This window comes from Lachnospira sp. CLA-JM-H23 (assembly GCF_040096425.1).
GTDB lineage: Bacteria > Bacillota > Clostridia > Lachnospirales > Lachnospiraceae > Lachnospira > Lachnospira rogosae.
Window position 1 is genome coordinate 1 of record NZ_JBBMET010000008.1, and the last position, 26146, is coordinate 26146.

The 26146-nt window shown below is 36.0% G+C and carries 28 protein-coding genes, 14 tRNA genes and 1 pseudogene; 40 read left to right on the forward strand and 3 right to left on the reverse strand.

Going from position 1 to position 26146, the window contains the following annotated elements:
- The first annotated feature begins 105 nt into the window (after window positions 1–105).
- The 21 genes from WMO42_RS10545 to WMO42_RS10645 all read left to right on the forward strand — a co-directional run bounded on the left by WMO42_RS10545 (window position 106) and on the right by WMO42_RS10645 (window position 6448).
- Window positions 106–177 (forward strand) — tRNA-Asn (locus tag WMO42_RS10545).
- A gap of 59 nt (window positions 178–236) precedes the next feature.
- Window positions 237–308, forward strand: a tRNA-Glu gene (locus WMO42_RS10550).
- A 26-nt stretch (window positions 309–334) separates the two neighbouring features.
- Window positions 335–406, forward strand: a tRNA-Thr gene (locus WMO42_RS10555).
- Window positions 407–410: 4 nt separating this feature from the next.
- Window positions 411–484 (forward strand) — tRNA-Ile (locus WMO42_RS10560).
- Between the two features lie 23 nt (window positions 485–507).
- Window positions 508–581 (forward strand) — tRNA-Asp (locus tag WMO42_RS10565).
- A 27-nt stretch (window positions 582–608) separates the two neighbouring features.
- Window positions 609–681 (forward strand) — tRNA-Val (locus WMO42_RS10570).
- A gap of 31 nt (window positions 682–712) precedes the next feature.
- Window positions 713–799: transfer RNA gene (locus WMO42_RS10575), tRNA-Leu, on the forward strand.
- A 17-nt stretch (window positions 800–816) separates the two neighbouring features.
- A tRNA-Arg gene (locus tag WMO42_RS10580) sits at window positions 817–890 on the forward strand.
- A 251-nt stretch (window positions 891–1141) separates the two neighbouring features.
- Window positions 1142–1378 (forward strand): hypothetical protein, encoded by a 237-nt coding sequence (locus WMO42_RS10585; RefSeq protein WP_022501616.1) that lies wholly within the window; start codon window positions 1142–1144, stop codon window positions 1376–1378.
- 130 nt (window positions 1379–1508) lie between these two features.
- Window positions 1509–1841: a rhodanese-like domain-containing protein gene (locus tag WMO42_RS10590; RefSeq protein WP_055176612.1), complete on the forward strand. Its 333-nt coding sequence runs from the start codon at window positions 1509–1511 to the stop codon at window positions 1839–1841.
- A 204-nt stretch (window positions 1842–2045) separates the two neighbouring features.
- A complete protein-coding gene (locus WMO42_RS10595; RefSeq protein ID WP_022501618.1) occupies window positions 2046–3194 on the forward strand; it encodes a class I SAM-dependent RNA methyltransferase in 1149 nt (382 codons plus the stop codon).
- Between the two features lie 2 nt (window positions 3195–3196).
- The gene (locus WMO42_RS10600) at window positions 3197–3814 is read left to right on the forward strand and encodes an XTP/dITP diphosphatase (RefSeq protein ID WP_022501619.1); all 618 of its coding nucleotides are present in this window, start codon (window positions 3197–3199) and stop codon (window positions 3812–3814) included.
- A complete protein-coding gene (locus WMO42_RS10605; protein WP_022501620.1) occupies window positions 3789–4271 on the forward strand; it encodes a metallophosphoesterase in 483 nt (160 codons plus the stop codon). Before WMO42_RS10600 ends, WMO42_RS10605 begins: the two co-directional genes overlap by 26 nt.
- Window positions 4272–4440: 169 nt before the next feature.
- Window positions 4441–4515: transfer RNA gene (locus WMO42_RS10610), tRNA-Pro, on the forward strand.
- A 20-nt stretch (window positions 4516–4535) separates the two neighbouring features.
- A tRNA-Gly gene (locus WMO42_RS10615) sits at window positions 4536–4606 on the forward strand.
- A 4-nt stretch (window positions 4607–4610) separates the two neighbouring features.
- Window positions 4611–4684, forward strand: a tRNA-Arg gene (locus WMO42_RS10620).
- Between the two features lie 99 nt (window positions 4685–4783).
- Window positions 4784–4857, forward strand: a tRNA-His gene (locus tag WMO42_RS10625).
- 10 nt (window positions 4858–4867) lie between these two features.
- Window positions 4868–4940, forward strand: a tRNA-Gln gene (locus WMO42_RS10630).
- 44 nt (window positions 4941–4984) lie between these two features.
- Window positions 4985–5057, forward strand: a tRNA-Lys gene (locus tag WMO42_RS10635).
- A 367-nt stretch (window positions 5058–5424) separates the two neighbouring features.
- Window positions 5425–5763 (forward strand): hypothetical protein, encoded by a 339-nt coding sequence (locus tag WMO42_RS10640; protein ID WP_055176606.1) that lies wholly within the window; start codon window positions 5425–5427, stop codon window positions 5761–5763.
- A 157-nt stretch (window positions 5764–5920) separates the two neighbouring features.
- On the forward strand, window positions 5921–6448 hold the full coding sequence (locus WMO42_RS10645; RefSeq protein WP_349192241.1) for a DUF5688 family protein: 528 nt from the start codon (window positions 5921–5923) through the stop codon (window positions 6446–6448).
- Here the strand turns inward: WMO42_RS10645 and WMO42_RS10650 are convergent.
- A complete protein-coding gene (locus WMO42_RS10650; protein WP_242858686.1) occupies window positions 6445–7341 on the reverse strand; it encodes an AraC family transcriptional regulator in 897 nt (298 codons plus the stop codon). The two genes, WMO42_RS10645 and WMO42_RS10650, sit on opposite strands and share 4 nt — an antisense overlap.
- A gap of 115 nt (window positions 7342–7456) precedes the next feature.
- Here WMO42_RS10650 and WMO42_RS10655 point away from each other — a divergent pair, with 115 nt between their 5' ends.
- Window positions 7457–8668, forward strand: a complete 1212-nt coding sequence (locus WMO42_RS10655) for an MFS transporter (RefSeq protein WP_055307282.1) — start codon at window positions 7457–7459, stop codon at window positions 8666–8668.
- Window positions 8669–8710: 42 nt separating this feature from the next.
- Window positions 8711–9310: a DUF1349 domain-containing protein gene (locus WMO42_RS10660; RefSeq protein WP_055307281.1), complete on the forward strand. Its 600-nt coding sequence runs from the start codon at window positions 8711–8713 to the stop codon at window positions 9308–9310.
- Window positions 9311–9427: 117 nt separating this feature from the next.
- Here the strand turns inward: WMO42_RS10660 and WMO42_RS10665 are convergent.
- A pseudogene (locus tag WMO42_RS10665) lies at window positions 9428–9538 on the reverse strand (toxin-antitoxin system protein); the annotation flags it as partial.
- Between the two features lie 135 nt (window positions 9539–9673).
- Between WMO42_RS10665 and WMO42_RS10670 the strand changes: the two are divergent.
- From WMO42_RS10670 to WMO42_RS10730, 13 genes are all read left to right on the forward strand, one after another.
- The gene (locus WMO42_RS10670; protein ID WP_278320356.1) at window positions 9674–9796 is read left to right on the forward strand and encodes a hypothetical protein; all 123 of its coding nucleotides are present in this window, start codon (window positions 9674–9676) and stop codon (window positions 9794–9796) included.
- Between the two features lie 443 nt (window positions 9797–10239).
- On the forward strand, window positions 10240–10599 hold the full coding sequence (locus tag WMO42_RS10675; protein WP_014078281.1) for a helix-turn-helix transcriptional regulator: 360 nt from the start codon (window positions 10240–10242) through the stop codon (window positions 10597–10599).
- Window positions 10600–10655: 56 nt separating this feature from the next.
- The gene (locus tag WMO42_RS10680) at window positions 10656–11909 is read left to right on the forward strand and encodes an erythromycin esterase family protein (protein ID WP_055307218.1); all 1254 of its coding nucleotides are present in this window, start codon (window positions 10656–10658) and stop codon (window positions 11907–11909) included.
- 58 nt (window positions 11910–11967) lie between these two features.
- Complete coding sequence (locus WMO42_RS10685; RefSeq protein WP_024729655.1) at window positions 11968–12486, forward strand: ClbS/DfsB family four-helix bundle protein; 519 nt, start codon at window positions 11968–11970, stop codon at window positions 12484–12486.
- A gap of 178 nt (window positions 12487–12664) precedes the next feature.
- The gene (locus WMO42_RS10690; protein WP_242858678.1) at window positions 12665–12811 is read left to right on the forward strand and encodes a hypothetical protein; all 147 of its coding nucleotides are present in this window, start codon (window positions 12665–12667) and stop codon (window positions 12809–12811) included.
- A 242-nt stretch (window positions 12812–13053) separates the two neighbouring features.
- Entirely contained in the window at window positions 13054–14100 is a 1047-nt protein-coding gene (locus tag WMO42_RS10695; RefSeq protein WP_022501370.1) for an iron ABC transporter permease, read from the forward strand.
- Between the two features lie 2 nt (window positions 14101–14102).
- On the forward strand, window positions 14103–14858 hold the full coding sequence (locus WMO42_RS10700) for an ABC transporter ATP-binding protein (protein WP_349192243.1): 756 nt from the start codon (window positions 14103–14105) through the stop codon (window positions 14856–14858).
- Between the two features lie 121 nt (window positions 14859–14979).
- Window positions 14980–15990: an ABC transporter substrate-binding protein gene (locus WMO42_RS10705; RefSeq protein ID WP_349153840.1), complete on the forward strand. Its 1011-nt coding sequence runs from the start codon at window positions 14980–14982 to the stop codon at window positions 15988–15990.
- A gap of 27 nt (window positions 15991–16017) precedes the next feature.
- Window positions 16018–16677: an alpha/beta hydrolase-fold protein gene (locus WMO42_RS10710; protein ID WP_349153839.1), complete on the forward strand. Its 660-nt coding sequence runs from the start codon at window positions 16018–16020 to the stop codon at window positions 16675–16677.
- Between the two features lie 364 nt (window positions 16678–17041).
- Window positions 17042–18433: an MATE family efflux transporter gene (locus tag WMO42_RS10715; protein ID WP_055307217.1), complete on the forward strand. Its 1392-nt coding sequence runs from the start codon at window positions 17042–17044 to the stop codon at window positions 18431–18433.
- Between the two features lie 291 nt (window positions 18434–18724).
- The gene (locus WMO42_RS10720) at window positions 18725–19165 is read left to right on the forward strand and encodes a MarR family transcriptional regulator (RefSeq protein WP_055176584.1); all 441 of its coding nucleotides are present in this window, start codon (window positions 18725–18727) and stop codon (window positions 19163–19165) included.
- A gap of 2 nt (window positions 19166–19167) precedes the next feature.
- Window positions 19168–19848, forward strand: coding sequence for a hypothetical protein (locus WMO42_RS10725; RefSeq protein WP_055307216.1), 681 nt, complete (start codon window positions 19168–19170; stop codon window positions 19846–19848).
- 111 nt (window positions 19849–19959) lie between these two features.
- Complete coding sequence (locus WMO42_RS10730) at window positions 19960–20508, forward strand: hypothetical protein (RefSeq protein WP_055307215.1); 549 nt, start codon at window positions 19960–19962, stop codon at window positions 20506–20508.
- 162 nt (window positions 20509–20670) lie between these two features.
- Here the strand turns inward: WMO42_RS10730 and WMO42_RS10735 are convergent, their stop codons facing one another.
- Window positions 20671–21753 carry a nitronate monooxygenase family protein gene (locus tag WMO42_RS10735; RefSeq protein WP_349192246.1) on the reverse strand — a complete coding sequence of 361 codons (1083 nt, stop codon included), beginning with the start codon at window positions 21751–21753 and terminating at the stop codon, window positions 20671–20673.
- 588 nt (window positions 21754–22341) lie between these two features.
- Between WMO42_RS10735 and WMO42_RS10740 the strand changes: the two genes are divergently transcribed.
- From WMO42_RS10740 to WMO42_RS10755, 4 genes are all read left to right on the forward strand, one after another.
- Window positions 22342–23808: a phospholipase D family protein gene (locus tag WMO42_RS10740; RefSeq protein ID WP_055176577.1), complete on the forward strand. Its 1467-nt coding sequence runs from the start codon at window positions 22342–22344 to the stop codon at window positions 23806–23808.
- Window positions 23809–23848: 40 nt separating this feature from the next.
- A complete protein-coding gene (locus WMO42_RS10745) occupies window positions 23849–24310 on the forward strand; it encodes an 8-oxo-dGTP diphosphatase (protein WP_055176574.1) in 462 nt (153 codons plus the stop codon).
- Window positions 24311–24484: 174 nt separating this feature from the next.
- Window positions 24485–25231, forward strand: a complete 747-nt coding sequence (locus tag WMO42_RS10750) for a hypothetical protein (protein ID WP_055176571.1) — start codon at window positions 24485–24487, stop codon at window positions 25229–25231.
- A gap of 1 nt (window position 25232) precedes the next feature.
- Complete coding sequence (locus WMO42_RS10755; RefSeq protein WP_349192248.1) at window positions 25233–26129, forward strand: LysR family transcriptional regulator; 897 nt, start codon at window positions 25233–25235, stop codon at window positions 26127–26129.
- Window positions 26130–26146 lie beyond the last annotated feature (17 nt).

Below are 26146 nucleotides of genomic sequence, written 5' to 3' on the forward strand. Positions count from 1 at the left end.
GAAAGTACGAAAGTACTTGACAGGATACGGATGTATAAGATATATTTAATGTGCAGTTTTGAAGGAGCAATCCTTTAAATAATGAGTTAAGGAACTCAGGTGTAATCCTCGATAGCTCAATGGTAGAGCACTCGGCTGTTAACCGAGTTGTTGTAGGTTCGAGCCCTACTCGGGGAGCTGTAAGAATGAATTCGTGATAGCTCACACTCATTCTTATTTTTTTTAATAGATATTTCGGCTCCATGGTCAAGCGGTTAAGACACCACCCTTTCACGGTGGTATCAGGGGTTCAAATCCCCTTGGAGTCATAAAACAGAACAAAAGGTTTTAATTTGCCGACATGGCTCAATGGCAGAGCAGCTGATTTGTAATCAGCAGGTTGTTGGTTCGACTCCGACTGTCGGCTCTTTGGACCTTTAGCTCAGTTGGTTAGAGCAACCGGCTCATAACCGGTCGGTCCTGGGTTCGAGTCCCCGAAGGTCCACTTGCTTTTGTTCTGTTTAATATGGCCTGGTGGCTCAGCTGGTTAGAGCGCCGCCCTGTCACGGCGGAGGTCGTGGGTTCGAACCCCATCCGGGTCGTTTACAATAGAATAATGTTGTATATATGGGATCTTAGCTCAGCTGGGAGAGCATCTGCCTTACAAGCAGAGGGTCACAGGTTCGAGCCCTGTAGGTCCCATCATTTATTGAATAAACTGCTTATTTATCAGGCCGGTGTGGCGGAACTGGCAGACGCACAGGACTTAAAATCCTGCGGGACTTATACTCCCATACGGGTTCGATTCCCGTTGCCGGCATTTGGTTTATCCAATAAGTACGTGTAGCTCAGCTGGATAGAGCGTCTGGCTACGGACCAGAAGGCCGCGAGTTCGAATCTTGTCACGTACATCTTATCAACCCTGTATTATCTGTGCATACAGATGATGCAGGGCTTTTTGTTTATTATTTTATAATAGTGTTTGTTACATATTTTTAAATATAAAAGTATTAATCAAATTTCAAATGCCAGTATGCTTTGAAAACTGAAACATTATTTGCAATAAGAAATCTTATTTGGAAATTAGAACTTTAAAACTGTGAATAAAACCATTAATAATAGACATACTAAACAGTGAACTAAATTAAAGGAGGACACAGGTATGTCATATAATTCATCTAAAAACGAATCTAACAGCTATAACGAATCAAATAGTTATAATGAGTCAAACAGCTATAATGAAGCTGGAAAGAACGCATATAACAAGAGCTCATCAAAGAATTCATCAAAAAATACTTCTAATTCTTCAAAGAACTCATCAAAAGGTTCTTCTAACTCATCAAAGAATTCGTCAAAGAATTCATATAACAAGTCTACAGACAGCTCAGACTGCTATTAAAAAGCATTTCTTATAAAGATGGTTGTTTGCAATGAAAGGCTGTGCAAACAGCCTGATACATAGGAATTTAGGTTATAGTTATGAAAATCGAGCATAAAATATATTAAAATAAATATAAGAAATGCGTAATATGAATTGTGAATTAATAGGACCTAGAAAGTTAGAATATTATATAAATAATCCTTATTCTTATATTATTGACATAAGGAGTAAAGAAATGTATGACAGTGGTCATATAAAAGGAGCAGAAAATTATCCATATGACTATCTGAGCTCGTATGAGGGCATTAGAGCCTTTAAAAGCCAATACAGGGATAAAAGTGCCATATATATATTATATTGCGAAACTGGAACAAATAGTCTGCTTGTATGTAATAAGCTTGCATTATATGGGTATATTGTGAAATCACTGGCTGGTGGAATAAGAGGATATAACGGAAGATATTTACAGTTAAAGCCATAATATCTGAAGGTATGAAATTTTAGTGAAGAGAAAATGTGATTTAACTATTTTACTTGATTATTTATGGTAAGCATTTTAATATTGATATATATTGTTCGATATTAAGAATAAAATGGTTTAATATTGCTAGTCAGGCATTACTGCCAGATAGAACAATTATTATAAAATCTATAAAAGAATGTATGAATGGAGAAATGCAGGCATATGAAGAATACGTATGAATTGATTGCACCGTGTCATTTTGGATTAGAGTCAGTGTTAAAGCGTGAAATATACGATTTAGGCTATGATATATCCAAAGTGGAAGATGGAAAGGTTACATTTATAGGAGATGCGGATGCGATTGCAAGAGCTAACATTTTCTTAAGAACAGCAGAGCGTGTGCTGCTTAAGGTTGGTGAATTCAAGGCAACAACATTTACTGAACTGTTTGATAATACTAAAGAACTGGAATGGGAAGAATTCATTCCTAAGAATGGCAAGTTCTGGGTTACTAAAGCTAATTCTATCAATAGTAAGCTCTTTAGCTCATCAGATATACAGTCAATTGTAAAAAAGGCAATTGTAGAGCGTTTAAAGGTCAAATACGCCGTTAATTGGTTCGAGGAGGACGGAAACAGCTATCCTATAAGAGTAAGCCTTATGAAGGACGTTGTGACTATTTCGCTTGATACATCAGGGGATTCATTACATAAAAGAGGTTACAGACCAGCGGCAGGAAAAGCACCAATATCAGAGACATTAGCGGCTGCACTTATAATGCTTACACCTTGGAAATCAGACCGTATACTTATAGATCCATTTTGCGGAAGCGGAACATTTCCAATTGAGGCAGCAATGATAGCAGCCAATATTGCACCAGGAATGAATAGACGCTTTACATCTTTACGCTGGACTAATATAATAAATAATGAACTGTGGGATAACGCAGTAGAAGAAGCGGAAGACTTAATTAATTTAAGTATAGACACGGATATTCAGGGATTTGATATTGATGAAAATGTAATTAAAATAGCAAGAAGCAACGCTGCCAATGCAGGTGTTGAGGATTTGATACATTTTCAGGCAAGAAGTGTCAGCGAATTAAGTCATCACAAAAAATATGGCTTCATAATAACTAATCCGCCATATGGTGAACGTCTTGAAGACAAAGAGACGCTTCCAGCTATATATTCAGCATTTGGAAAGCAGTTTGCAAAGCTGGATTCGTGGTCAGCATATATGATTACATCATATGAAGATGCAGTTAAATATTTTGGACGTAAGGCAGATAAGAACCGTAAAATATACAATGGAATGCTTAAGACATATTTTTATTCATTTATGGGTCCTAAGCCACCAAAGAGAGGTTAATTATGAAGAGTATTATTTTGGCATCTAATAACAAGGATAAAGTTAAGGAAGTTAAAGAAATCCTGAAGGGGTACGACATTATTTCTATGAAAGAAGCTGGAATTGATGTTGATATTGAAGAGAACGGAACGACATTTGAAGAAAATGCTTTGATAAAAGCAAGAGCAATTATGAAGCTTACAGGCCAAATAACAATGGCAGATGACTCAGGGCTTGAGATAGATTATCTTAATAAAGCTCCTGGCGTGTATTCTGCACGATTTATGGGACACGATACTTCTTATGATATAAAGAATAAAGCTCTTATACAGAAGCTTGAGGGCGTTAAGGGAAGTGACAGAAGCGGACGCTTCGTATGTGCAATTGCAGTCTGTTTTCCAGATGGACGTGAAATAGTTAAAAGAGGAACAATGGAAGGGCTTATTGCCGAAGAGATAAAGGGAGATAATGGCTTTGGGTATGACCCGATTGTATATCTTCCAGAATATGGCAGGACGTCTGGCGAACTTGCACCTGAGGAGAAGAATAAGATAAGCCACAGGGGCAAGGCATTGGCTCTGATTAAAGAAGAGTTAGACAAATCGGAGGAATTATATGCAGAGGATAATGATAGTAAGTGATACGCACAGACGACACGGTAATCTGGCAGAGGCTATATATAACGAGGGACATCTGGATATGCTTATACATCTTGGTGATGTTGAAGGCGAAGAAGAGGTAATAAAAAGCATAGCCGGCTGTGAAACTATATTTATAGCTGGAAATAATGATTTCTTTTCACCGCTTGACCGCGAGAAAGAAATTGAACTTGGCGGTAAGAAAATATGGCTGACACACGGACATAATTATTATGTATCTTTGGATTTGAAAGTTATTGAGCAGGAAGCTGTTGCCAGAGGAATGGATATAGTTATGTTTGGACATACACACAGGCCGGTTATTATCGTGGAGGATAATATAACACTTATTAATCCTGGCAGCATATCGTATCCAAGACAGGCTGATGGTATACCAACTTACATAATTTTAGAGATTAATGACAATAATGAGTTTAATTTTGAATTAAAAAATGTATAGGAAACCCAGTAAAATAGGGCGTTTGGAGTATATGCTTCAAAAAAATTAAAAAAATTCAAAAAAAGTTTCAAAAAAGTGTTGACATATGGCGAATCATAGCATATAATCTATCTTGTTGTTGCGGTACACGAGTTAAGAACTTAAGAAACAACAACAAGATAAAACCTTTCGGGGTGTGGCTCAGCTTGGCTAGAGCGCTTGATTTGGGATCAAGAGGTCGCAGGTTCGAATCCTGTCACCCCGACTTACAATTTAATATATTATGCGGGTGTAGTTCAATGGTAGAACACTAGCCTTCCAAGCTAGATACGTGGGTTCGATTCCCATCACCCGCTTTGTGTGTCCGTAGCTCAGCTGGATAGAGCAACGGCCTTCTAAGCCGTGGGTCGAGGGTTCGAATCCCCCCGGGCACACTTTTTTTTAACCATATTGGTTAAGCACTTAAAAAGTGTGATACAAGTTGTTAATTAACTTGTAAGAGAGTTCTAAGAGAACTCTTATTTTATGTTATGGTGGGTATAGCACAGCTGGTTAGCGCGTCAGATTGTGGCTCTGAAGGTCCAGGGTTCGAATCCCTGTATCCACCCTTTAATTAATGGGCTATCGCCAAGCGGTAAGGCACAGGGTTTTGATCCCTGCATTACGCTGGTTCGAATCCAGCTAGCCCAGCTGGGTTGGTTGATAGAACTCCCAATCATCAGTTAATAGCATAAGGGCTCATAGCTCAGTTGGTAGAGCACTAGACTTTTAATCTAGGTGTCCCGGGTTCGAACCCCGGTGGGCTCATTGCAAAGGGAATGGTTGAAATACCGTTCCCTTCTTTTTTTGCCATAGTGGACTAGGGGTCAAACAGGTGTCGTAGTCTAAGAATGGGGAAAGTGTGATTTTAATATAAAAAGTATAAAAAGTCTGCAAAGCCGCATAAATACTGGGAGAATCGTTGGTGGTGAAGTTGGGCACTTTTTGGGCACTTGGTGATAGTGGAGAGCGGAATGATTGATAATTCTAGTTTTAATTAGTGCAATTAGGTTGAGTTTTATGTTAAAATTGGTAAAACAAATCGTTGTTTGGCGATTTGGTAAATCCCAATAAATTAGTTTTATATGGAACAGAAACTTTGAATTTACAGAACTACAAAGAAAGGATACATATTATGGAAGGAAGATTAATAGCATTTGTTATTTGGGTAATAATCGGCGTATTATTTATTGTAATGGGCATTTATGATTTTAATTCCAAGAAAGCAAAACCTTTCGGTTTTTGGGCAAATGCCGAGGTAGCGCCCATAGAAGATGTGAAAGGCTATAATCGTGCTTTGGGCATATTGTGGTGCGTGTATGGTATTTTGTTTACGTTAATTGGATTGCCTTTATTAGATGGGCTTAATTCGGGTTTGATTATTATACCTATATTGGGTGCAATGCTTATTAGTATTGCGGCTATGGTAGCGTATGTAGTAGGTATTGAACCAAAATGCCGCAAAAAGAAATAAATGAAAACTTCCAGTTTATAGATTTCATCTTACAAGATACCTGCAAATCACCAACCTGTAAATATATATAATAAATTTGATACAAGAAACAGAGCAAGTACTAAGGTAGCGAAAACCTTTCAGTACTTGCTCTTATTTTATTTACAGGAGGTTTGCTATGGATGACAAGATAGGTGCTGTTGTTGGTAAGCTACAGCAAAGACTTGGAGATGATTACGAGGTGAGAATTGTTGATGTAACAAAGAACAATGATACTGTGAAGAAAGGTATTTCTGTTAGGAAGAATGGAGAGAAAATCGGAAGAATATATTACTGGAATGGAGAAGCATTAGAAGCATTTTTGGATGATGTAGAAAGCAGTCCTCTTCCTGATATAGACTTTGAAATGAGCCTTAAGAAACAGAAGGACAACATAGTTGCTATTCTAATCAATGCTGAAGCGAATAAGGAACGGCTAAAATCTATGACAGAAACACTTAATGATATGATGAAAGAGTCTCAGGATATTGTAGAAGATATTCCTGAGACTCTTTTTATATTGTCAAATGAAACGAGGCAGTTTGGAGCAATATGTATGCTATATCCAGAAGTCTTAAAGAAGTTCTGTGTGGAAAAGATGATTGATAATATAACGAAAAACAACATCATCTCCAAATATTGTATGATTACAGAAAGTAGAAATTAAGAAATTTCCTCTGTTTTCTTCTTTCTGTATTCATTTGGACTCATATGATAATATTGTCTAAACTTCCGGCAGAAATAGCCGGAACTTGTAAATCCGTTTTCTTCTGCAATAGAAAAAACCGATTTTTGAGTGGTACAAAGTTGTTCGGCAGCCTGTGCTAGTCTGTATTGAATCAGATATGCTACCGGAGAACAGTGGATGCCAGTTTGAAAAATGTGTAAAGCTCCACTTTTGCTGATAGATGCCGATGCCGCAATCGTCTCCAATGTAATCTCTTCCATGTAGTGATCATGAATATACTGCATCATAGCTTGTAATCTTGCTTGTTTGTGATTTAATCGATGAATACTGTTAGAATCAGAAGTCCAGTCCATATTTTTTTGCAATATGTTCCAAAGCTGAAATAAAAGTTGTATAGTACATAATTCATTATCCGGCTTAGTTTCCTGAATAGTACAAATTTGCGACAAAAGTTGTAGCACCTGTTTTCCAAATGTGTTGGATGGACTGAAAACTTGATATGGAACAGACGAGCTTATCACAGGAAGAATATATTTTTCGTAAATGAGGCTGTTTTCGGGTGCTAATAGGGTTGGCGAAAAAACAATATTAGGTGCAAATGTACTGCTTTGTGCTTCAAAACGATGCAGGACACCGCTATTGATAAATATGCCGCAACCTTTATGTAGTTCTATTTTACTTGTACCTATAAGGCAGAGCGCAGTACCTTCAGCAGTATAAAGAAACTCTAATTCATGATGCCAATGCCAGTCAATGCGATGGAAGTCAAATTTCCAAATATTATCAGGATAGTATGCAAATGGATAACGATTGTTGCCATGCTGGATGGTTTCTCGTAGTGTTTCATCTGTAGTTATCTTAAAAGTCTCCATGCTATATTTCCTCATAAATAATAAAATTTGTTATATTGTACCATAAATATATGATTTTATACAATGACTAGATATAAAGTTTACGATATAATCACATTTATTAGAGGAGGACAAAATGAAAAGCCAATATAATAAGACAATTACAGCCTGTTTTGTAGGTTATATTGTACAAGCTATCGTTAATAATTTTACACCACTGCTTTTTTTGTTTTTTCAGAAATGCTATCATATTCCAATTTCCCAAATTACATTGTTAGTGACTTTTAATTTTGGGATACAACTACTGGTTGATTTTCTTTCTGTCAGATTTGTTGATAAAATAGGATATCGGATATCAATGATTATAGCTCATGTTCTAGCAGCGGCAGGATTATTCCTTCTTACAGTTTTACCAGAGATTTTACCAGTTTCCTTTATTGGAATTTTGATTGCTGTAATGATCTATGCGGTAGGTGGTGGACTTTTGGAAGTCATAGTCAGTCCAGTTGTTGAGGCTTGCCCATCCGACAATAAGGAAAAAGCAATGAGCCTGTTGCATTCTTTTTATTGCTGGGGACACGCCGGAGTTGTACTCATATCAACAGTGTACTTTTATGTAGTCGGTATAGATAACTGGAAAATATTAGCCATTATTTGGGCGGTTATTCCAATTGGAAATGCTTTTGTTTTTTCAAAGGTTCCCATTGCACCATTGCTTGAGGATGGAGATACCGGACTTGGATTAAAGAAATTGTTTCGGATGAAAATTTTTTGGATTTTGTTGATTATGATGATATGTGCAGGAGCAAGTGAGCAAGCAGTAAGTCAATGGGCCTCTGCTTTTGCAGAAAAAGGTCTTGGAATTTCAAAGGCAGCCGGCGACTTAGCAGGGCCGATGGCATTTGCGGTTCTAATGGGAATATCAAGATTGTTTTATGGTAAGTATGGTGACCGTATCAATTTGGAACACTTTATGATTTATAGTAGTTTTTTATGTATTTTATCCTATTTAGGGATTTCATTATTCTCGATTCCGCTATTAAATCTGATTGCCTGCGCTGTCTGTGGGCTTTCAGTGGGAATTATGTGGCCTGGAACTTTCAGCAAGGCATCAGCAGCTTTGCCCAAAGGGGGAACAGCCATGTTTGCATTGCTGGCATTAGGTGGAGATATAGGTTGTTCAGGAGGTCCTACATTGGTTGGAATGGTATCAGGAGCTTTTGGGGATAACCTAAAGATGGGAATTTTGGCAGGAATTATTTTTCCAGTGTTGCTACTTATAGGAGTCATTCTTTGCAGAAGACAAAAGAAAATTACTAATTATAATACAGTGAAAAGTAGGCACTAAATATAGCTGCTTATTAAAATAAAAAAGAAAGTGAGAAAAAAGATGGAATTTTTGAAAAACAATCCTAAATGGATACGTCAACCAAAGCAGGTACAAATTAGTGAGGATAAAGTTGTAATTCTTACAGAAAGGGGTACCGACTTATGGGCACGCACTTATTATGGTTTTCAAAATGATAATGCTCCAGTATTTCAAGTTGAAACAACGGACAAGTACTTTTCTTTTATTGTTAAAACAGAATTCGAGAGTACCTGTCGTTTTGACCAGTGTGGTGTGGCTATGTATTTGAATAGTGATAATTGGTTTAAGGCATCTATAGAATATGAGAATAAAAAAATACAGCGATTGGGAAGCGTTGTAACCAATCATGGATATTCTGACTGGGCAACAACAGACATATCCTCTGATATTAATAGTATGTGGTATCGTTTTTCACGAAGGGACAGTGACTACTGTATTGAATGCAGTGAGGATGGCATAAATTTCAGACAAATGCGTATTTTCCATATGTGTGAAGGTGCAGAAAAAATTACTTATGGAATATATGCATGCAGCCCGACAGAAGGCTCATATAAGGCAACATTTTCAAATATGCAGATTACGGAATGTAAATGGGAATCAGATGCAGACTGGCGTGATTGATGATATGATTTCTAAAGATAAATCTCATATGAGAATCATTATCAGTTAAATTGAATAATAAATATAAGCCCAAAATAATCCCCGAAAAATTTTAGAATTTTTGGGGATTATTTAACATTATAAATAAAGAGTGTTCTCTGCATCAACCCATATTTGTATCGTTCCATCAAGATATAATTTTGCATATTCGACAGGTTTATCAATGGCAAGTGCATTTAATGCACAATCATAAGAAATGATAGATAATTTTTATATTATCATATTCAAAAGCATGTGAAAATAGTGGACATAATGTTTTGGACGATTTTGCTGAGGTCAGCAAAACCGTAGAAGCTGGTGCAACACATAAATCTACAAAGGATTATGAATTATCAAGATATGCTTGCTATTTTTCAAAATGCAGGTTATATGGGACTTTATGGAGGTCTTGATGTTGAAAAACCGTTTTCTTTTTTTGCCATAGTGGATAGTGAATATGGAATGTGAATATATAAGGGGAGTGATGGTTTGAATAACAGTTCAGAAATCTAAATCAACAATAAGTGAACATATTAGCAATATATATAAATAGGGAGAATTAAAAAGAGAGGATACAAGGAGAAATCCGGAAATTCCGAAATTCCGAAATTTCTACAAAACCTGCAATAATAAACAATGATAAGCTGTGGAATACAAAAAATGATATTTTAAATATTACACAGGCTACTGACTTATATATTGATAATTATAGTTTTAACTTGGTTGAGTTTTATGTTAAAATGGGTAAAACAAATCGGAATTTGTCGTTTTATTAATTTACATATATGCCTTTTACATTAAAAAGTGTTATTTTAGTTCCGCAACCGTTCGCAACCAAAGAAATATCGTGATAGTTGGTGGTAGCAACCATGAAATTTCGCTATCATGAAGTCACGAAAGGAGGTAATTAAGTGAAATATGATTTTTTAGGAGTTATTGTTTTTGGTATTGTACTGCTAATCGGGGTGGCGGTGATAGCGGCATTTATCACTGTGGGAATTTTCCTCATAAGAGCATTGAGTAGATATGTTAAATCAGGCAATGTCAGAAAAGAAAAGTCCAGCATCAAGAAATCTCTCGGTGAGGTTTTGAAGCAGCATCGTGAAGAGTGTAAGATGACGCAGGAGTTTGTTGCAGAATCTATCGGCGTAAGCAGGCAGGCTGTCTCTAAATGGGAGACCGGAGCATCTGACCCAAGCACTTCCAATCTGCTTACACTTGCAAAATTGTTCAACACTACGGCAGAAGAACTATTACGTGAAGTACAATAAGCGTGTAAAACGGATGTAAGACAACTGATTCACTATAAAGGAAAGGTCTATCAGATATGAAGAATAAAAAGACAAGAAGATTTAAGATAAGATATATCGTTTTTGGATTATTAGGTGTTATGGCTTTAGCGGCACTTGTATTTATGCGTTTTGGAGGTTTTGGCACAGGAGAAAATGTGAATCCAGAAGAGTTTTTAGCTTATGCTGAACCCGTTGAAAATATAACTGTGCCTGAAAGTGCAAAAATAATTGCATTGGGAGAAGCTACTCACGGAAATGCAGAATTTCAGCAGTTGAAGCTGGAAGTGTTCAAGCTGATGGTAAAAAATAATGGTGTTAGGGCGTTTGCCCTTGAAGGTGACTACGGCGGTTGCGAGCAGGTAAACCGATATATACACGGCGGTGAGGGGACAGCACAGGAAGCAGCCGCAGCGATTGGATTTTCCATTTATAGAACGGAAGAGATGGCAGAACTTATCTCCTATATGCGCCAGTACAATGAAAGTGCATTGGAAGGCGAAGACCTTCGCTTTTACGGTTTTGATATGCAGAGGCTTTCTTACAGCATGAGGTTTTTGAAAGAATCCTGCAAAGAACTGGAAGTGGACACAACAAACTTGCAGAAACTTGTGGAAGGTGAAAACTGGAGCAGTGAATGCGATTTATCTACTCGAACTGAAACCCTTACACAAGTGAAGAAAGAATTGGAAAGCAAGAACGGTTCGGAAAATGCAATTCACTTTGTAGATATTTTAATGCAGCATTCCGAGCTTCAAACTCTGACAAATGATGATGGTGCTACATTAAGAGATCAATCTATGGCAGAAAATGTACAGTGGATTTTACAGCAGGAGCAGCGAAATGGGCATGAAAAAATCTTTGTGACAGGTCACAACAGCCATGTCGCAAAATGGGGCAGTTTTGACTCGATGGGTAAACTTCTTTCCAAGGACGCAGCAAACGGTTACTATGTCATTGGTACCGATTTTTATAAAACCCATTGCAATATGCCGACCAGTTCGCCTGAAAAGCGTACAATTCAGGTGTTTTATTCCCATGACCCTTTAGCAAAGGCGGCAAAACTGGCGGGATTTGATATTTGTTGGTTGGATTTTACTAAAGTCCCGGAAAATTCTGAACTGGGTAGGCAGGCTTCTGAATACACCTATATGGGAACACTTGGAGAAAGCTACTCAATCATTATGCGACTTCTTCCTCCAAGTTATCGAATGTTTCAACCTCCTGCGGAGCTTTATGATAGTATGATATTTGTAACGGATGCGAACCCTACAAAAATATTAGAAGAATAACGTATGCAAAACTTCCTGTTTTTGAAACTGGAAAATCGGAAGCTGAGGAGATAGACTATTGAGAACATATGAGAATAAAGACGAACTTAAAAACGAGATAAATAAAAGCTTTGCAAAATATATTTCAGAATTTAATGATATTCCGGAGCATTTAAAAGATAAGAGAATTGATGAGATCGATCGAACTCCGGCAGAAAATCTTGCTTATCAGGTTGGCTGGACAACTCTTGTTATTAAATGGGAATCAGACGAAAGAAAGGGTATTCCTGTCAAAACTCCTTCGGATAATTTTAAGTGGAATCAGCTTGGCGAATTATATCAATGGTTCACAGATACATATGCTCAGCTGTCACTGCAAGAATTGAAAGACAGATTGAATGAGAATATCAACTCTATTTATGCAATGATTGATTCTCTGAGTGATGAAGAATTATTTAAACCACATATGAGAAAATGGGCTGACGAAGCAACTAAAACAGCTGTCTGGGAAGTATACAAATTCATACATGTTAATACAGTTGCTCCGTTCGGAACCTTTAGAACCAAGATTAGAAAATGGAAAAAGATTGCACTATAACTTCCAGTTTGTACATTATGGAGAATATTGGTGTGAAAAATAAGCTCGATAGCTTATTTTATCACACGACTATTTGTTTATGAGCAGAATAAATAGCCATTGATGGCAGAGGAAAATTGCCTGTGCAAATTATTCTTCGCCTCTTCGCAACAAAAGTTGCTCAGAAATGGAAATTAGAATGAAGATTAATGAATATCAGAAATTGGCAATGACGACTTTAAATCCTGAACTAAGTAAAAGAAATGTATTAATAAATAGTGTAATGGGATTATGTGGCGAATCAGGAGAAGCCATTGATATAGTAAAAAAATGGATGGCTCAATGACATGAATTGGACAAGGAACATTTTACAAAATACCTGTAAATCATCAACATACAACTATATATAATAATTTTGATATAAAGAAACAGAGCAAGTACTAAGGAAACAAAACCTTTCTGGTACCTGCTCTTATTTTATTTAGTGAAATTATTAGAAAAAATTTTCATTGACAAAATTAGAAAGGTATGTTTTAATCTATTAAAGTTAGTCAAGGGTAACTATAATTAGTCTTAGAGGACAAGAGGTTGAAAAAAGTAAATGATATCTCCAAATCTAAAACATTATATGTGGTTGTAATAATTTTCCTGATGGCAGCACTTGTGATTACAGTTATTACTGCGGTATCACTTGGACAGGTAAATATAAAAGTATCAGACACATATAAAATTATTTTTGGAAAGCTTACACATCATGATGAAATATTTAATTCTTCCAGCAAAGCAATGATTGCAATAGTCTGGAATATGAGATTGCCAAGAGTTCTTCTTGGCTTGTTGGCCGGTGCCGGACTTGCATTATGTGGATGTGTGATGCAGGCAACAGTTAATAATCCAATATCTGAGCCATATATTCTTGGTGTGTCATCAGGCGCTACATTTGGTGCAACCCTGCTTATAGTTATGGGACTGGGAGCGTTTGTTTCCGGTGGTGCATTTGTGGGAGCAGTTATAGCAACAGTTATGGTTCTTGGAATTGCTTCCGGACATGGGAAAATGACTACGACAAGGCTTATTCTTGCAGGAACTGTTGTTAATGCCTTGTTTACAGCATTTTCTAACTTTATTATCTCAGTTGGAGCCAATGCTGACAGCATAATGACAATCAAGTTCTGGACTATGGGTTCACTTGCTAATGCAGGCTGGAAAAGTATTATACTTCCTGCAGTTGTTGTAATAGCTGTTACATTATTTTTCTGTACGCAGTATCGCATACTTAATACGATGATGTTAGGTGATGAAACGGCAGTTACACTTGGAATAAATTTAAGCCTGTACAGAAAAGTTTATATGACATTAATAGCAGTAGTAACAGGTGTGCTTGTTTCAAGCTGTGGAATAATTGGTTTTGTAGGACTTATAATACCACATATATCAAGGGCATTTGCAGGAACGAATCATAAGAGATTAGTGCCAGTGGTGATACTTCTTGGAGCGATATTTCTTATATGGGCTGATGTTCTTGCAAGAGTACTGGTTAAGAATGCAGAGCTTCCTATAGGAATATTTACAGCTCTGGTTGGTGCTCCATTTTTTATATACATTGTAACTAAGAAGAATTATGGCAGGGAGTAGTTATGGAACTTAGATGTGATAATATACAGTACAGTATAGAGGGTAGCAGAATATTAAATGGCATATCGCTTGGTGTTAGTAATAATGAGTTCCATACAATACTAGGACCAAATGGTTGTGGTAAAACCACGTTTTTAAAGACGGTTTACAGAATAACAAAACCGGATCTTGGAGCGATATATCTGGATGGAAAACCTCTGGATAATATAAGTATAAGAAAAAGTGCACAGAATATGGCAGTTGTTGCACAGTTCAATAATCTTAATTTTGACTGTTCTGTGCTTGATGTAGTTATGCTTGGCCGTACTCCTCATCTAAAGATGATGGAGCAGGAGAAAAAAGAAGATTATGAGATTGCATATAATGCATTAAAAAGCGTTGGTATGTATGAAAAAAGAAATCGTTCATATTTGTCATTGTCAGGCGGTGAAAAACAAAGAGTGGTGCTGGCAAGGGCGATTACACAGCAGCCTACACTTTTGCTGCTTGATGAACCGACTAATCATCTGGATATTAAATATCAGCTTGAAATATTAAAAATTGTAAAAAAATTAAATGTAAATGTTCTGGCAGTTTTGCATGATATACAGCTGGCATGTAGATTTTCAGATTATATATATCTTATAAAGGATGGGAGAATAAGATATAAAGGAAAACCAGAAGAGGTTATTACAAAAGATAATATGCGAGAAATATATGATGTAGAATGTGAAGTTATCAATCGTGGCAGCAATCAGATATTAATTCAATACACATGATTTATGACAGGCAGACAAAGAAGAACAGCAGGATTCAGATTTTGATACATCGTGAGTGGAAGAATTACTTTTTACACTCATATCATAAAATATAAATGTATAATAAAGGAGACTTGAAGCAATGAGAAAATTCAAATCACTAATAACAGTTTTAGCAATAACAGTTACATCAGCAGCATTATTTACCGGTTGTGGGAATACAGGTTCCAATGATAGTAACAGCAGTTCGCAGTTACAGGATGAATCGAAGCAGACACAGTATCCTGTAACAATAACAACATATGATGCATCTGGTAATGAAGTTAATCAGACATTTGATAAAGCACCGGAAAGAATTGTAACGAACAATTTGTCAGCAACAGAAACACTTATTGAACTGGGGCTTGGTGATAAAATAGTCGGAATGATGAATCCGGACAATGAAGTCACCTCAATATATAAGGACAGTATTGCAAATATAAATAAGCTGGGTGATAAGAAAACTATATCTAAAGAAATAGTCTTATCTGCGATGCCGGATATAATCGTGGGCAGAGCAGCTATGTTTTCTGATAAATCTCTGGGAGAATACACAGAATGGAATGCAAATGGCGTTGAAGTTTATGCACAGGCTGCAAGTGTAACAAAGGGAGAGACTAAGATTGAAAGTGTTATACAGGATGTTAAGAATCTTGGGGTTATATTTAATGTTCAGGACAAGGCAGACTCATACGCAGATGAACTTCAGAAGAAATATGATTCAGTCATGACATCATTAGGAAATACAGGAACAGACAAGAAGAATGCACTTGTAATGTGTGCATTTGATGGAAATACATTTGGCACATATAAATCATCTTTACAGGAGAATATGTTGAATAAGTTAGGATATACAAATGTATCAACAGGTACATCTGGTCTTTCATTAGAGACACTTGTAACAATGAATCCTGAGCTTATAGTATATGTAACAAGTGACCGCAATGCTAAGAATGATGCAGATGCAGTTAATAAATTGCTTTCATCTGATGCAGTATCTGATGTTGAAGCTATAAAGAATAAGAAAATAGTTACAATAGGATATGATGAATTTATGGATTATGGACCGGCTGTATTCGATGCATTATCAAAGATTGCAGATAGTGTTAAATAATATGTGAATAAGAGAAGTGAATTAAAAATGATAGAATATATTGAAATATCAGGTATTAAAACTATTGTGCGGCTCCCGGACAATTATTTATGCGGCAGAAAATATAAAGTGATATTTATAAATGATGGAGAAATAGTAAATAATATTGAACAGCCTGATAATCAGATATACGTTGGACTTATTCCAAAAAACAGACTGGCTGCATATACACCATGGCCATATAAAGCGATAAGAGAAGGGGCTGAAGACTTTGGTGGTGAGTGCAGGGAATATCACAACCAGCTTGTTGGGGAAATAGTTCCATACATCAGCAAGCATTATAATGTATATGCAGAATCAATGGCATATGGAGGGTATTCACTGGGCGGTCTTGCTGCTATATATAGCCTGTATTTTGATGAAACATTTTCTACAATATTTTCAGTCTGCGGTTCGTTCTGGTATCCGGGTTTTGCAGACTATGTAGTTAATAATAATGTAAAAAACAGAAATGCAGCTGTTTATTTTCTTAATGGTGAACAGGAGGGGGTAAATCACGGGAATCTGCTTGAACAGGCACCTGTAAAGGCACATATGGTTCATGAGCATCTTATGTCGGTTATGAATGTTACAAGTATATTTGATGAATATGGACATCACGAAAATAAGTCAGAAAGAATTAATAGAATTATATCCGGTATCCTATAAAAAGGGTTGCCGGATATATTTTTTGTTTAATTATGTTTATGTACTATTATATGATGTAACAAACAAATATATTATATGAAGAGAATGGTGTTGCCCAAGAAAGTGTTTATTACCGTAATTCTGATTATTGTAAAGAAAATTCCATTTGCTTTTTTATAAACATTAGTTAGACACTTTTTCTGTACTCCATGCCATAAATCGCTAGCAAATGTAATTCAATTACAGTATTATTATAAATAACAGATACAGACAGATTATTCTATGATAGGAGTATAGTGTGAAAAATAAGATTTTTCACACGCAAGATTTGTGCTTCGCACAAACTTGAGATGCGCTTAGAAGCAGCGCAAGAATGGAGATTACTATGGCAGATTCACAAAAAGGAAAGATTGATATGACTACAGGTCATATAATGAAAAATATTATACTGTTTGCGATACCGATTATTATTGGAAATGTTTTGCAGCAGTTATATACTACGGTTGATGCACTTGTAATAGGCAAATATTGTGGAGATACATCTTTAGCTGCGGTAGGAACGAGTTCACAGCCGGTTGAAGTATTATTATGTGTTTTTTTAGGAATAGGAACAGGTGTGTCTATTCTTATTTCACAATATACCGGAGCAAGGGAATCGGGAAAGGTTGTTTCAGTATGTGGAACTTCAATAACACTTATATATATTGTAGGTATTCCGATTGGAATTCTTGGATGGTTTGCAGCACCATATATTCTGGAATTCATGAAAGTGCCGCAGGATGTGTGGAATGCCGCATTAATATATACGAGGGTTGTGTTCTTAGGTACACTTGGTAATCTGGGTTATAATATGAATGCTGGTATTTTAAGAGGACTTGGAGACAGCAAGGCTTCATTATGGTTTCTGGTTGTGTCCTGTGTTTCTAATATAGTATTTGATTTATTGTTTGTTGCAGGGTTTGGAATGGATGTAGCCGGAGCAGCACTTTCTACAAGTATTGCTATGTTCATTTCATGGATTGTAAGTATTGTTTATATAAGAAAGAAGTTTCCGGAGATACAGTTTACATATTTGCCTAGAAGATTTTCTGGAACAATGATGAAAGCTATTCTGGCTATTGGTTTGCCCGTTGGACTTAACAATTCTCTTTATTCATTAGGACATGTTGCATTACAGACATTTAATAACTCGCAGGGTGCTATATTTATGGCTGGAGGTGCAGTAGCAGGAAGAATTACAGGATGCGCTAACATAGCAATTACAGGATTATCTTCGGCGGCCACTACATTTTCAGGACAGAATTATGGTGCTAAGAAATATTCAAGAATTAAAGAGGGACACTGGAGAATTCCATTGTGTTCAGGTCTGATTACATTAAGTTTTGGATTGCTTTTTATAATGATACATAAACCTATAATCCGTTTCTTCTCGTCAGATGAAATGGTATTGATGTATGCTAGCAGACATGTTGTTGTCATGTTACTTTCACAGTGGTTTTATGCTATCTTTAACTGTATAATATCTATTGTAAACGGAACTGGAAAGGTGCGTTATACTACAATTGTCAACATTCTTATGCTTTGGGCAGTCAGAATTCCAAGTGCCTATATTATTAGCAGATACTTTGATGGAACATGGGTAATGTTGTGCTTCCCAATCTCTTTCAGCTTTGGAATGTTTGCAATGATAGGTTATTATCTGTTCTCACCGGCATGGAAGGAAGTTATGAGAATGGCGGGAAAGAAACAAAATGAAGGAGAGAAGAATCTGGCGTAAGTAATATTGCAGGCTTGCGAAAAGAGTGCAATAAGATTGATAAAAAATTAAAGAACAGCAAATCATCAACATACAACTATATATAATAACTTTGATATAAAGAAGCAGAGCAAGTGCTAAGGCAACGAAAACCTTTCAGTACTTGCTCTTATTTTATCACTAATGCTTACATAAAAATCATTACACAAAATAGAGTAAAGATTTTGTGAGTTGAATAAGAAAAAATGATTGACATAACAGAATAATCTGTCTATAATCGTTCTAAAAAGAACGATAGTAAAGGAGGTCAGGATGTATTTCTGGGATAAGCATAAAACAATCACAAGCTATTATGAATTACTTTCAGGAGAAGTGTGCGACAGGTATGAATTAACGCAGATGGAATATGATATACTTATGTTTCTTCATAATAATCCACAGCATAATACAGCAGCAGACATAGTAAAGATTAGAAAATCAACAAAATCCCACGTTTCAACATCACTAAAGAATCTTGAAAATAAAGGTCTTGTTGAACGAATACAAAGTAAGGATAATAAAAAGCATATTGAGATTGTTTTATTAGATAAGGCGGAGGTAATTGTAAAAGCAGGAATAAACGCACAGAAACAGTTTGCTAAGGATGTTTTAAGTGGCTTAACAGAAGAAGAAAAGCATATGTGTATAGATGTGTTTGATAAGATCTGCAATAATGCAGAAAAATATTTAAAAGAGTATAGGGAGCAGAACTAGTAATGAAGCAGAACAATTATAAACCACAGCTTCCAGATGTTATGGAAGCAATATTTGATGCAGCATATCTTATATTTGATCTTGTTGCTGCAATATTATTTTTTATATATTCAAATGGGGATATGTTATTTATTCTTTATGGAATATTAACATTAACACTTTGCGGAGGAGATGCATTTCATCTTGTGCCAAGAATTATCAGAGCAGTATGTGGAAGTAGTGATAAGATAAAGAAACAGCTAGGAATTGGATTGCAGATATCTTCTATTACAATGACAGCTTTTTATATTATTTTGATGTATATCTGGAAATTTACATTTCCAGGGTTTACAATACCAGTAATAATTGAGGTTATAATATGGATATCAGCAATTGTTAGAATTGTAATATGTATGTTCCCACAGAATAATTGGTGTACAGATGAGGGAAATATGAAATTATCCGTTATCAGAAATTCAGTCTTTGCAGTTACAGGTATAGGAGTAATTATTCTATATTTGATTTCAGGAAATGCTTATGGATATCATCTGACAAGGATGGTAGCAGCAATTATTATTTCATTTGGATGCTATATACCAGTAACCTTATTCAGCAAAACTAAACCAAAGGTTGGACTTTTAATGATTCCGAAAACTTGTGCATATATGTGGATTATAGCTATGGGACTTAAGCTTTTGTTTTAGAATTATGTGGAGCAGCTCTGAGGCATCACTAAGCGGTAGAATTTACGTTCATTGTTCATATTATTACAATTATAAATATAACAAAATATTATCATATGGAGGCATAACATTATGATGGAAATTAAAAAGTTTGTAGAGCTTATGACTGGAGAATTTGATAACAAAGAACAGTTTATGGAAATGAAGGAGGCTGGTAAAAGCTTTCCGTATGCACAACATATAAACACAGTCTGCAATGATAAAATAAAAAATATTCCAGAGGATTTTAATGGAATATTTGTTGTAGAGGAAAGTTATTATGAAACAGATGGAAAACGTCATGCATCACCACATTTATTTCTAATTACAGATAGTAATGATGGAATTATACTTTCTTCTTATGAAATTCCTGCAGGAGAAGACAAGAATACATTTTCCTATAACTCAATGAAGAGTGTAGATTATAGTGAACTTAGAAAATCTGAGAAGTTTACGCCAGCATTATATAAGGAAAAGAATGGAAGCTGGGAGGGAGGAAGCGTAAGCCAGTTTACACCAGTTATGATATTCAGATTATGGGAACGTTTTTCAGAAGCTTGTCTTGAGGTATCAGAAAGCATGGAAGTGAATGGAAAGAGAACCTTCGGATATGATGTTCCTATTATTTATAAGAGAGTATAAAGTAATTGTTTAGTCAGAGAGAATACAATGCACAGTATTTAATATTGCCAGTGGGATAATTTATTTGCATGATTGGAATTTAAGTAGCACTATAAGGAACAGTATTTAATATTGCCAGCCGGATAATCCGGCTGGCAAGTAACTGGCAGTAGTGCAAGGTAGTTATTCTGTAAGTTCCTTCATAAGTGAGTGTACAGTTGTAATTTTATTTATCCGGCCAACATTGTCACCACAGAAGATTAAGCCATTATCCACATCTCCCTTTACAGCATTTATAAGAGCTTTTGTAATACAATATGGAACCTTTGCAGGGTTACATTTTTCAAGACAATTGTAGCATTTGGAAATAGGAATTCTTGAATTGTCAAGTTGTTTAATAAATGCATTGCGAAGTGCTCTTCCAGGCATTCCGACAGGACTTTGGATAATCTGAACATCTTCTTGTCTGGCATTGATATAAGCCTGTTTATAAGCAGGTGATGCATCACATTCTTTAGTAGCAACGAATCTGCTTGCTATCTGCACCCCATCAGCTCCAAGGTTAATTGCATGAATAATATCCTGTTTATCGAATATTCCACCTGCAACAATAACAGGTATTTTTTTTGAGTATTTATCTTCATATTCTTTTTTACATTCTATAATATTAGTTATTTCATTATCGAAATCAAGTGAAGCTGTATTGTTCAGCTGTTCATTAGAAAATCCGAGGTGTCCGCCAGCCTTTGGTCCTTCTATTACGATAAAATCAGCGGTTCGGTCATACTTATGTGACCACATTTTTAATATAAGCTGTGCAGCTCTTTTTGATGATATGATAGGAGCTATCTTAGTCTGACAGGCTTTGTCTACAAGTGCTGGTAAATCTATCGGAAGACCAGCACCGCTGATAATTATATCGGCACCTGCTGCAACAGCTGCTTTTACATGTTCTTTATAATGTTTAAGTGCAACCATAATATTTACGCCAACAAGTCCATTACCACCGGCAATTTCTTTAGCTTTACGGATATGTTTATTTATTGCTGCTAAATTGCAGCCGGCCTGATCATATTCAAATGCATCATCATCATAACCAATCTGGGCAGTTGAAATAATTCCGACTCCCCCCTCCTTTGCTACTGCACCTGCAAGACCGCTTAAGCTGACACCAACACCCATGCCACCTTGAATAATTGGAATTCTTGCTGTTTTATTACCAATATGTAATTCGGGAAGCTTATATTTATTTGTACTAAGATTCATATTAAACCAATCCTCATTTCTATGTATATATTGTTGGAGTATACAAGAATTATTAAACCATTATCACAATGTTTTGATACTCAAACTATTGTGATAATAATACATCGTGGCAGAGATGTCAAGATTTTATTATTAACAATACTTCTTGATATAGTATTTAAAACTATGAAGATTAATAAAATTCACTATAAAGTATCAAAAATACCATTCAACTCCAAAATCCAACCGAATATCGAAGGGTTATATATATCTTTCAAATGGCTGGATTACGGTAGATAAAATACTCACATTTACGATTATTTTTGTTGCTATTTTTGTTATAATATGGTTATGTATCTATATACCAATAAGAATTAAAATAGCCAGGATTAATAAAATATTTAGTAAGTAATGTATACACAGATATAAAATGCCTGGCACATAATAGAAGAAAGGAAGCCTGTTACAATTACATTATTATAATATATTTAGATATGTTGGATATATTAGATATGCGGATATATTGATATGTTGTATACATTAAAAGTGTTAGATATATTTGCTCGATTATATTAGTGATAATTAATAAGACAGGCTGTATAAAAGACTATGGACAAAGTTAAGAAGCATACAATACGTGTCAGGTATGTAATATTATCTGTGATAGGTTTTGTTCTTGCTGTGATAATAGGAATAGTTACGATTGCACTTGTAAGCTACAAAAAGCAGCCGAAGCTTACAGATGGTGAGAAACAGGAATTAGATAACACGGATCTTTTAAAACGCCAGACTAGTCCTGAGAGAGCCAAGATAATAGAGGATAATAATGATGCGTTAAAAGAACGTATAAGAATGATTAGCCAGGCAAAGGAAGAAATAATACTTTCGACCTTTGATTTCAGGTCTGATGATAGTGGAAAGCTTATATTAGGTGCACTTATTGATGCGGCAGACAGGGGAGTATCGGTTAATGTTATAGTTGATGGAGTGTCAGGTTTTCTTAGAATGAGGGGCAATGCGTATTTTGAGGCACTTGCGGCTATGCCAGAGGCAACAGTTAAGATATATAACAAGGTCAATCCGTTAAAGTCTTATAAGTCAATGGGAAGACTGCACGACAAATATATAGTTATAGACAGGCAGAATTATATTCTTGGTGGACGTAATACATTTAATTATTTCCTTGGAGATAATGAGGGACATAAGAATTATGACCGAGATGTGTTAGTATATTGTGCCAAGACAGATGAGAACAGTTCGGTCAACCAGCTTATAGACTATTATGACAGCGTGTGGAACTATAAGGAGAGCAAGACTCTTTTATCAAGCAGTAAGACTTCTTATAAAGAAAAGATAGCTGCAAAGGACAAGGTTAAGACAGCCAAAGATGAGCTTTTAGCAGGTTATGAGGCATATTGTGCTGATAATCAGGAGTTCGTAGACAATACAGATTATGCCAGTGAGACAGTGGAGGTCAACAGCATAGCACTTCTTAGCAATCCGATAGATTACAAGGTAAAGAAGCCGGTTGTGTGGTATCAGCTTGTAAGGCTTATGAAATCGGCAGATGCTAAGGTGAAGATACATACACCTTATATAATATGTAACGATTATATGTATGAAGGACTTACTGAGGTATGTGATAAGGTAGAAAATGTATCTTTGATGACTAATTCTATTGGTAATAATGGTAATCCATTTGGCTCGGCAGATTATTATGTTAATAAAGATAAAATACTTAATACCGGGCTTGAAGTATGGGAGTACGAGGGCGGATATTCTTATCATGGAAAGTCAATACTTATAGATGATAATATATCGGTCATTGGCTCATTTAATGTGGATATGCGAAGCGTCTATCTGGATACGGAGCTTATGCTTGTAATTGACAGCAGGGAGATTAACAGCCAGTTAAATGAAGCTATGGAGTCATATGAGCATATAGCAAGAAAGGCTGATGCAGATGGAAGTTACGACAATCCATATGATGTAGAACCTGTGGAGCTTACGCCATACAGGGAAAAGAGAATGAAGCTTATCAAGAACTTTATATTGTGGACGAGATATCTATTTTAAAATACAGACATATTTATAATGCAAGATATGGAGATTAACTATGAAGATGACAACTCTGTGTTATATTGAGAAAGATAACAACTATCTGATGTTACATAGAACCAAGAAAGAAAATGATATCAATAAGGGTAAGTGGATTGGTGTTGGAGGTCACGCAGAGGGCTGTGAGACACCAGAGGAATGTCTTTTAAGGGAAGCGAAGGAAGAGACAGGACTTACACTTACAGCATATCGTTTCAGGGGGCTTATAACATTTATAAGTGATGAATGTGAGCCTGAGCTTATGTGTCTGTTTACCGCGAATGACTATGACGGTGAGGTAAGCATATGTGATGAAGGCGACCTTTGCTGGGTTAGTAAAGATAAAATATTAGAGCTTCCAACGTGGGAGGGTGATGCTGTATTTTTAAAGCTTCTGCTTAGTGATGAACAGAGATTTTTTACAATAAAGTTAAGATATGAGGGTGATAAGCTCATTGAAAAAAATGTACAGTTTTATTAAGAAAATGTATACATATGCCGATATACATTAAGCTACGGAGAGCACATTTATTCAATGGATTGATTGCTGTTGGATAAGTGTGTTTTTTTATGCAGATTTATTTTACTTACCACTTGGACCGTACAGGAAAGTGGAGCGGCTGTGACTGACTGAACAGCGGCAGAAAGGAGAAAAATGGATATTAGTACACAGACATTCAGAGAAAGCTATACTGATTATTACAATCAGAAGATACTTGCTAATGAAAATGCTGATGAGAATGACTGGCGCAGTATGTCTGATAAGCAGTGGGACAAAATGCTTGACGGAATAGACGACTACGTTGATGATTTCAAGGAGAACTTAAAGAGGCTTAAGGAGATGCAGGATAAGGCGGCAGATAGAGCGGCGGCTGGTGCAAGGTCAGATATGAGGGCTAATGCGGCGGCAAGTGCGGCACTTAGGACAGCGGCATATGGTTTTGTGTCACAGACAGTAGCAGGTGATGATACATCTGATAAGGCTGATTATGAGCTTACAGATGGACTTTTTCCAAGTGACCCTGAAGAAACTAAGGCTGTGAATATGTCTAAGACACAGGAAGCACTTCTTACAGGTAATACAAGTGCGGGAATATCTGGTACAGAGAGTACAAGGGAAACTGCAAGCACAAGTGATGATGATGAAAATGTAACGTGGTATATAACAGTATTTTCAGAGCAGGGCATTTCCTGTGCTTCATTTGATAAAGACGGCAATAAGACAGAACTTTGGGATATTCCGTATAATAACAGCAGTGATTATAAGAAGGTATTAGATTTCTTAGACAGATTTGAGAAGGATGCTAACCTGAAATTTTCCAGTGATAAGCAGTTCTGGGTAGATTTTCTTGCTGGAAATATTGATGTGGACAAGATAGTTAAAGAATACAGCGGTGATTAATATGCTTGAGGTAAAGGAATTACAATATTTTGTCGTGTGTGCAGATCTTTCGTCTTTCAGCAGAGCGTCAGAAGTATTGTATACAACACAGCCCAATGTCAGTAAGGTTATAAGAAGTCTTGAGGAGAAGCTTGGCTTTGAAGTATTTGAAAGGGATAACAGGGGCATTAAACTTACAAGGCGTGGCAGACAGGCGTATGAATATGCTGGAAAGATATTAGAACAGGAACGCCAGCTTGCACAGATATATAAGATTGATGACAGGGAAGAATTCAGCATATCAAGCAATCCAAGTTCGTGGGTGGCGCGATGCTTTACGGATTATTACATCAAATATTCTGATGAGAATGTCAGATATAATATAATGGAGGGAAGTGTCAACAGCGTTATTGAGCGTGTTGGAACGGGGCTTGATGAATTAGGCTTTATATTCTTTATGGATAACCAGCTGCAGCAGATTGAGTATAAGCTTAAAAAGCATAATCTTCAATTTGTTAAGCTTAAGGATAATGAGGCTTATTTATATTATGGCAATAATGAAGCACCTAAGGATAAAGATGTTGAGAGTTATCTTAAAGATAAAATGCTTGTTCAGTGCTACGAAGATGAGTTTGCACTTAATCATTATTGGGATAATATAAGAAAAGATGATGAGGAATTTAACAAACACGTTGCTGTTATTACTAATAGTGATTATGTTATGAATTATATGCTGAAATATTCCAAGCTGTGTAATATAAGCAGCAGCCATTTCAGCAAACAGCCTAATTTTGATGGTATTCCATTATATGATGACACAAGGAAAGTGTTATTTGGATATATCAAAAAATGTGACGAAGCAGTAAGTAGGATTGGCGAGCAATTCTTAGCATTTGTAAGGGAGGAATTAAAGAAATAAATATCTGATAGTGAAGC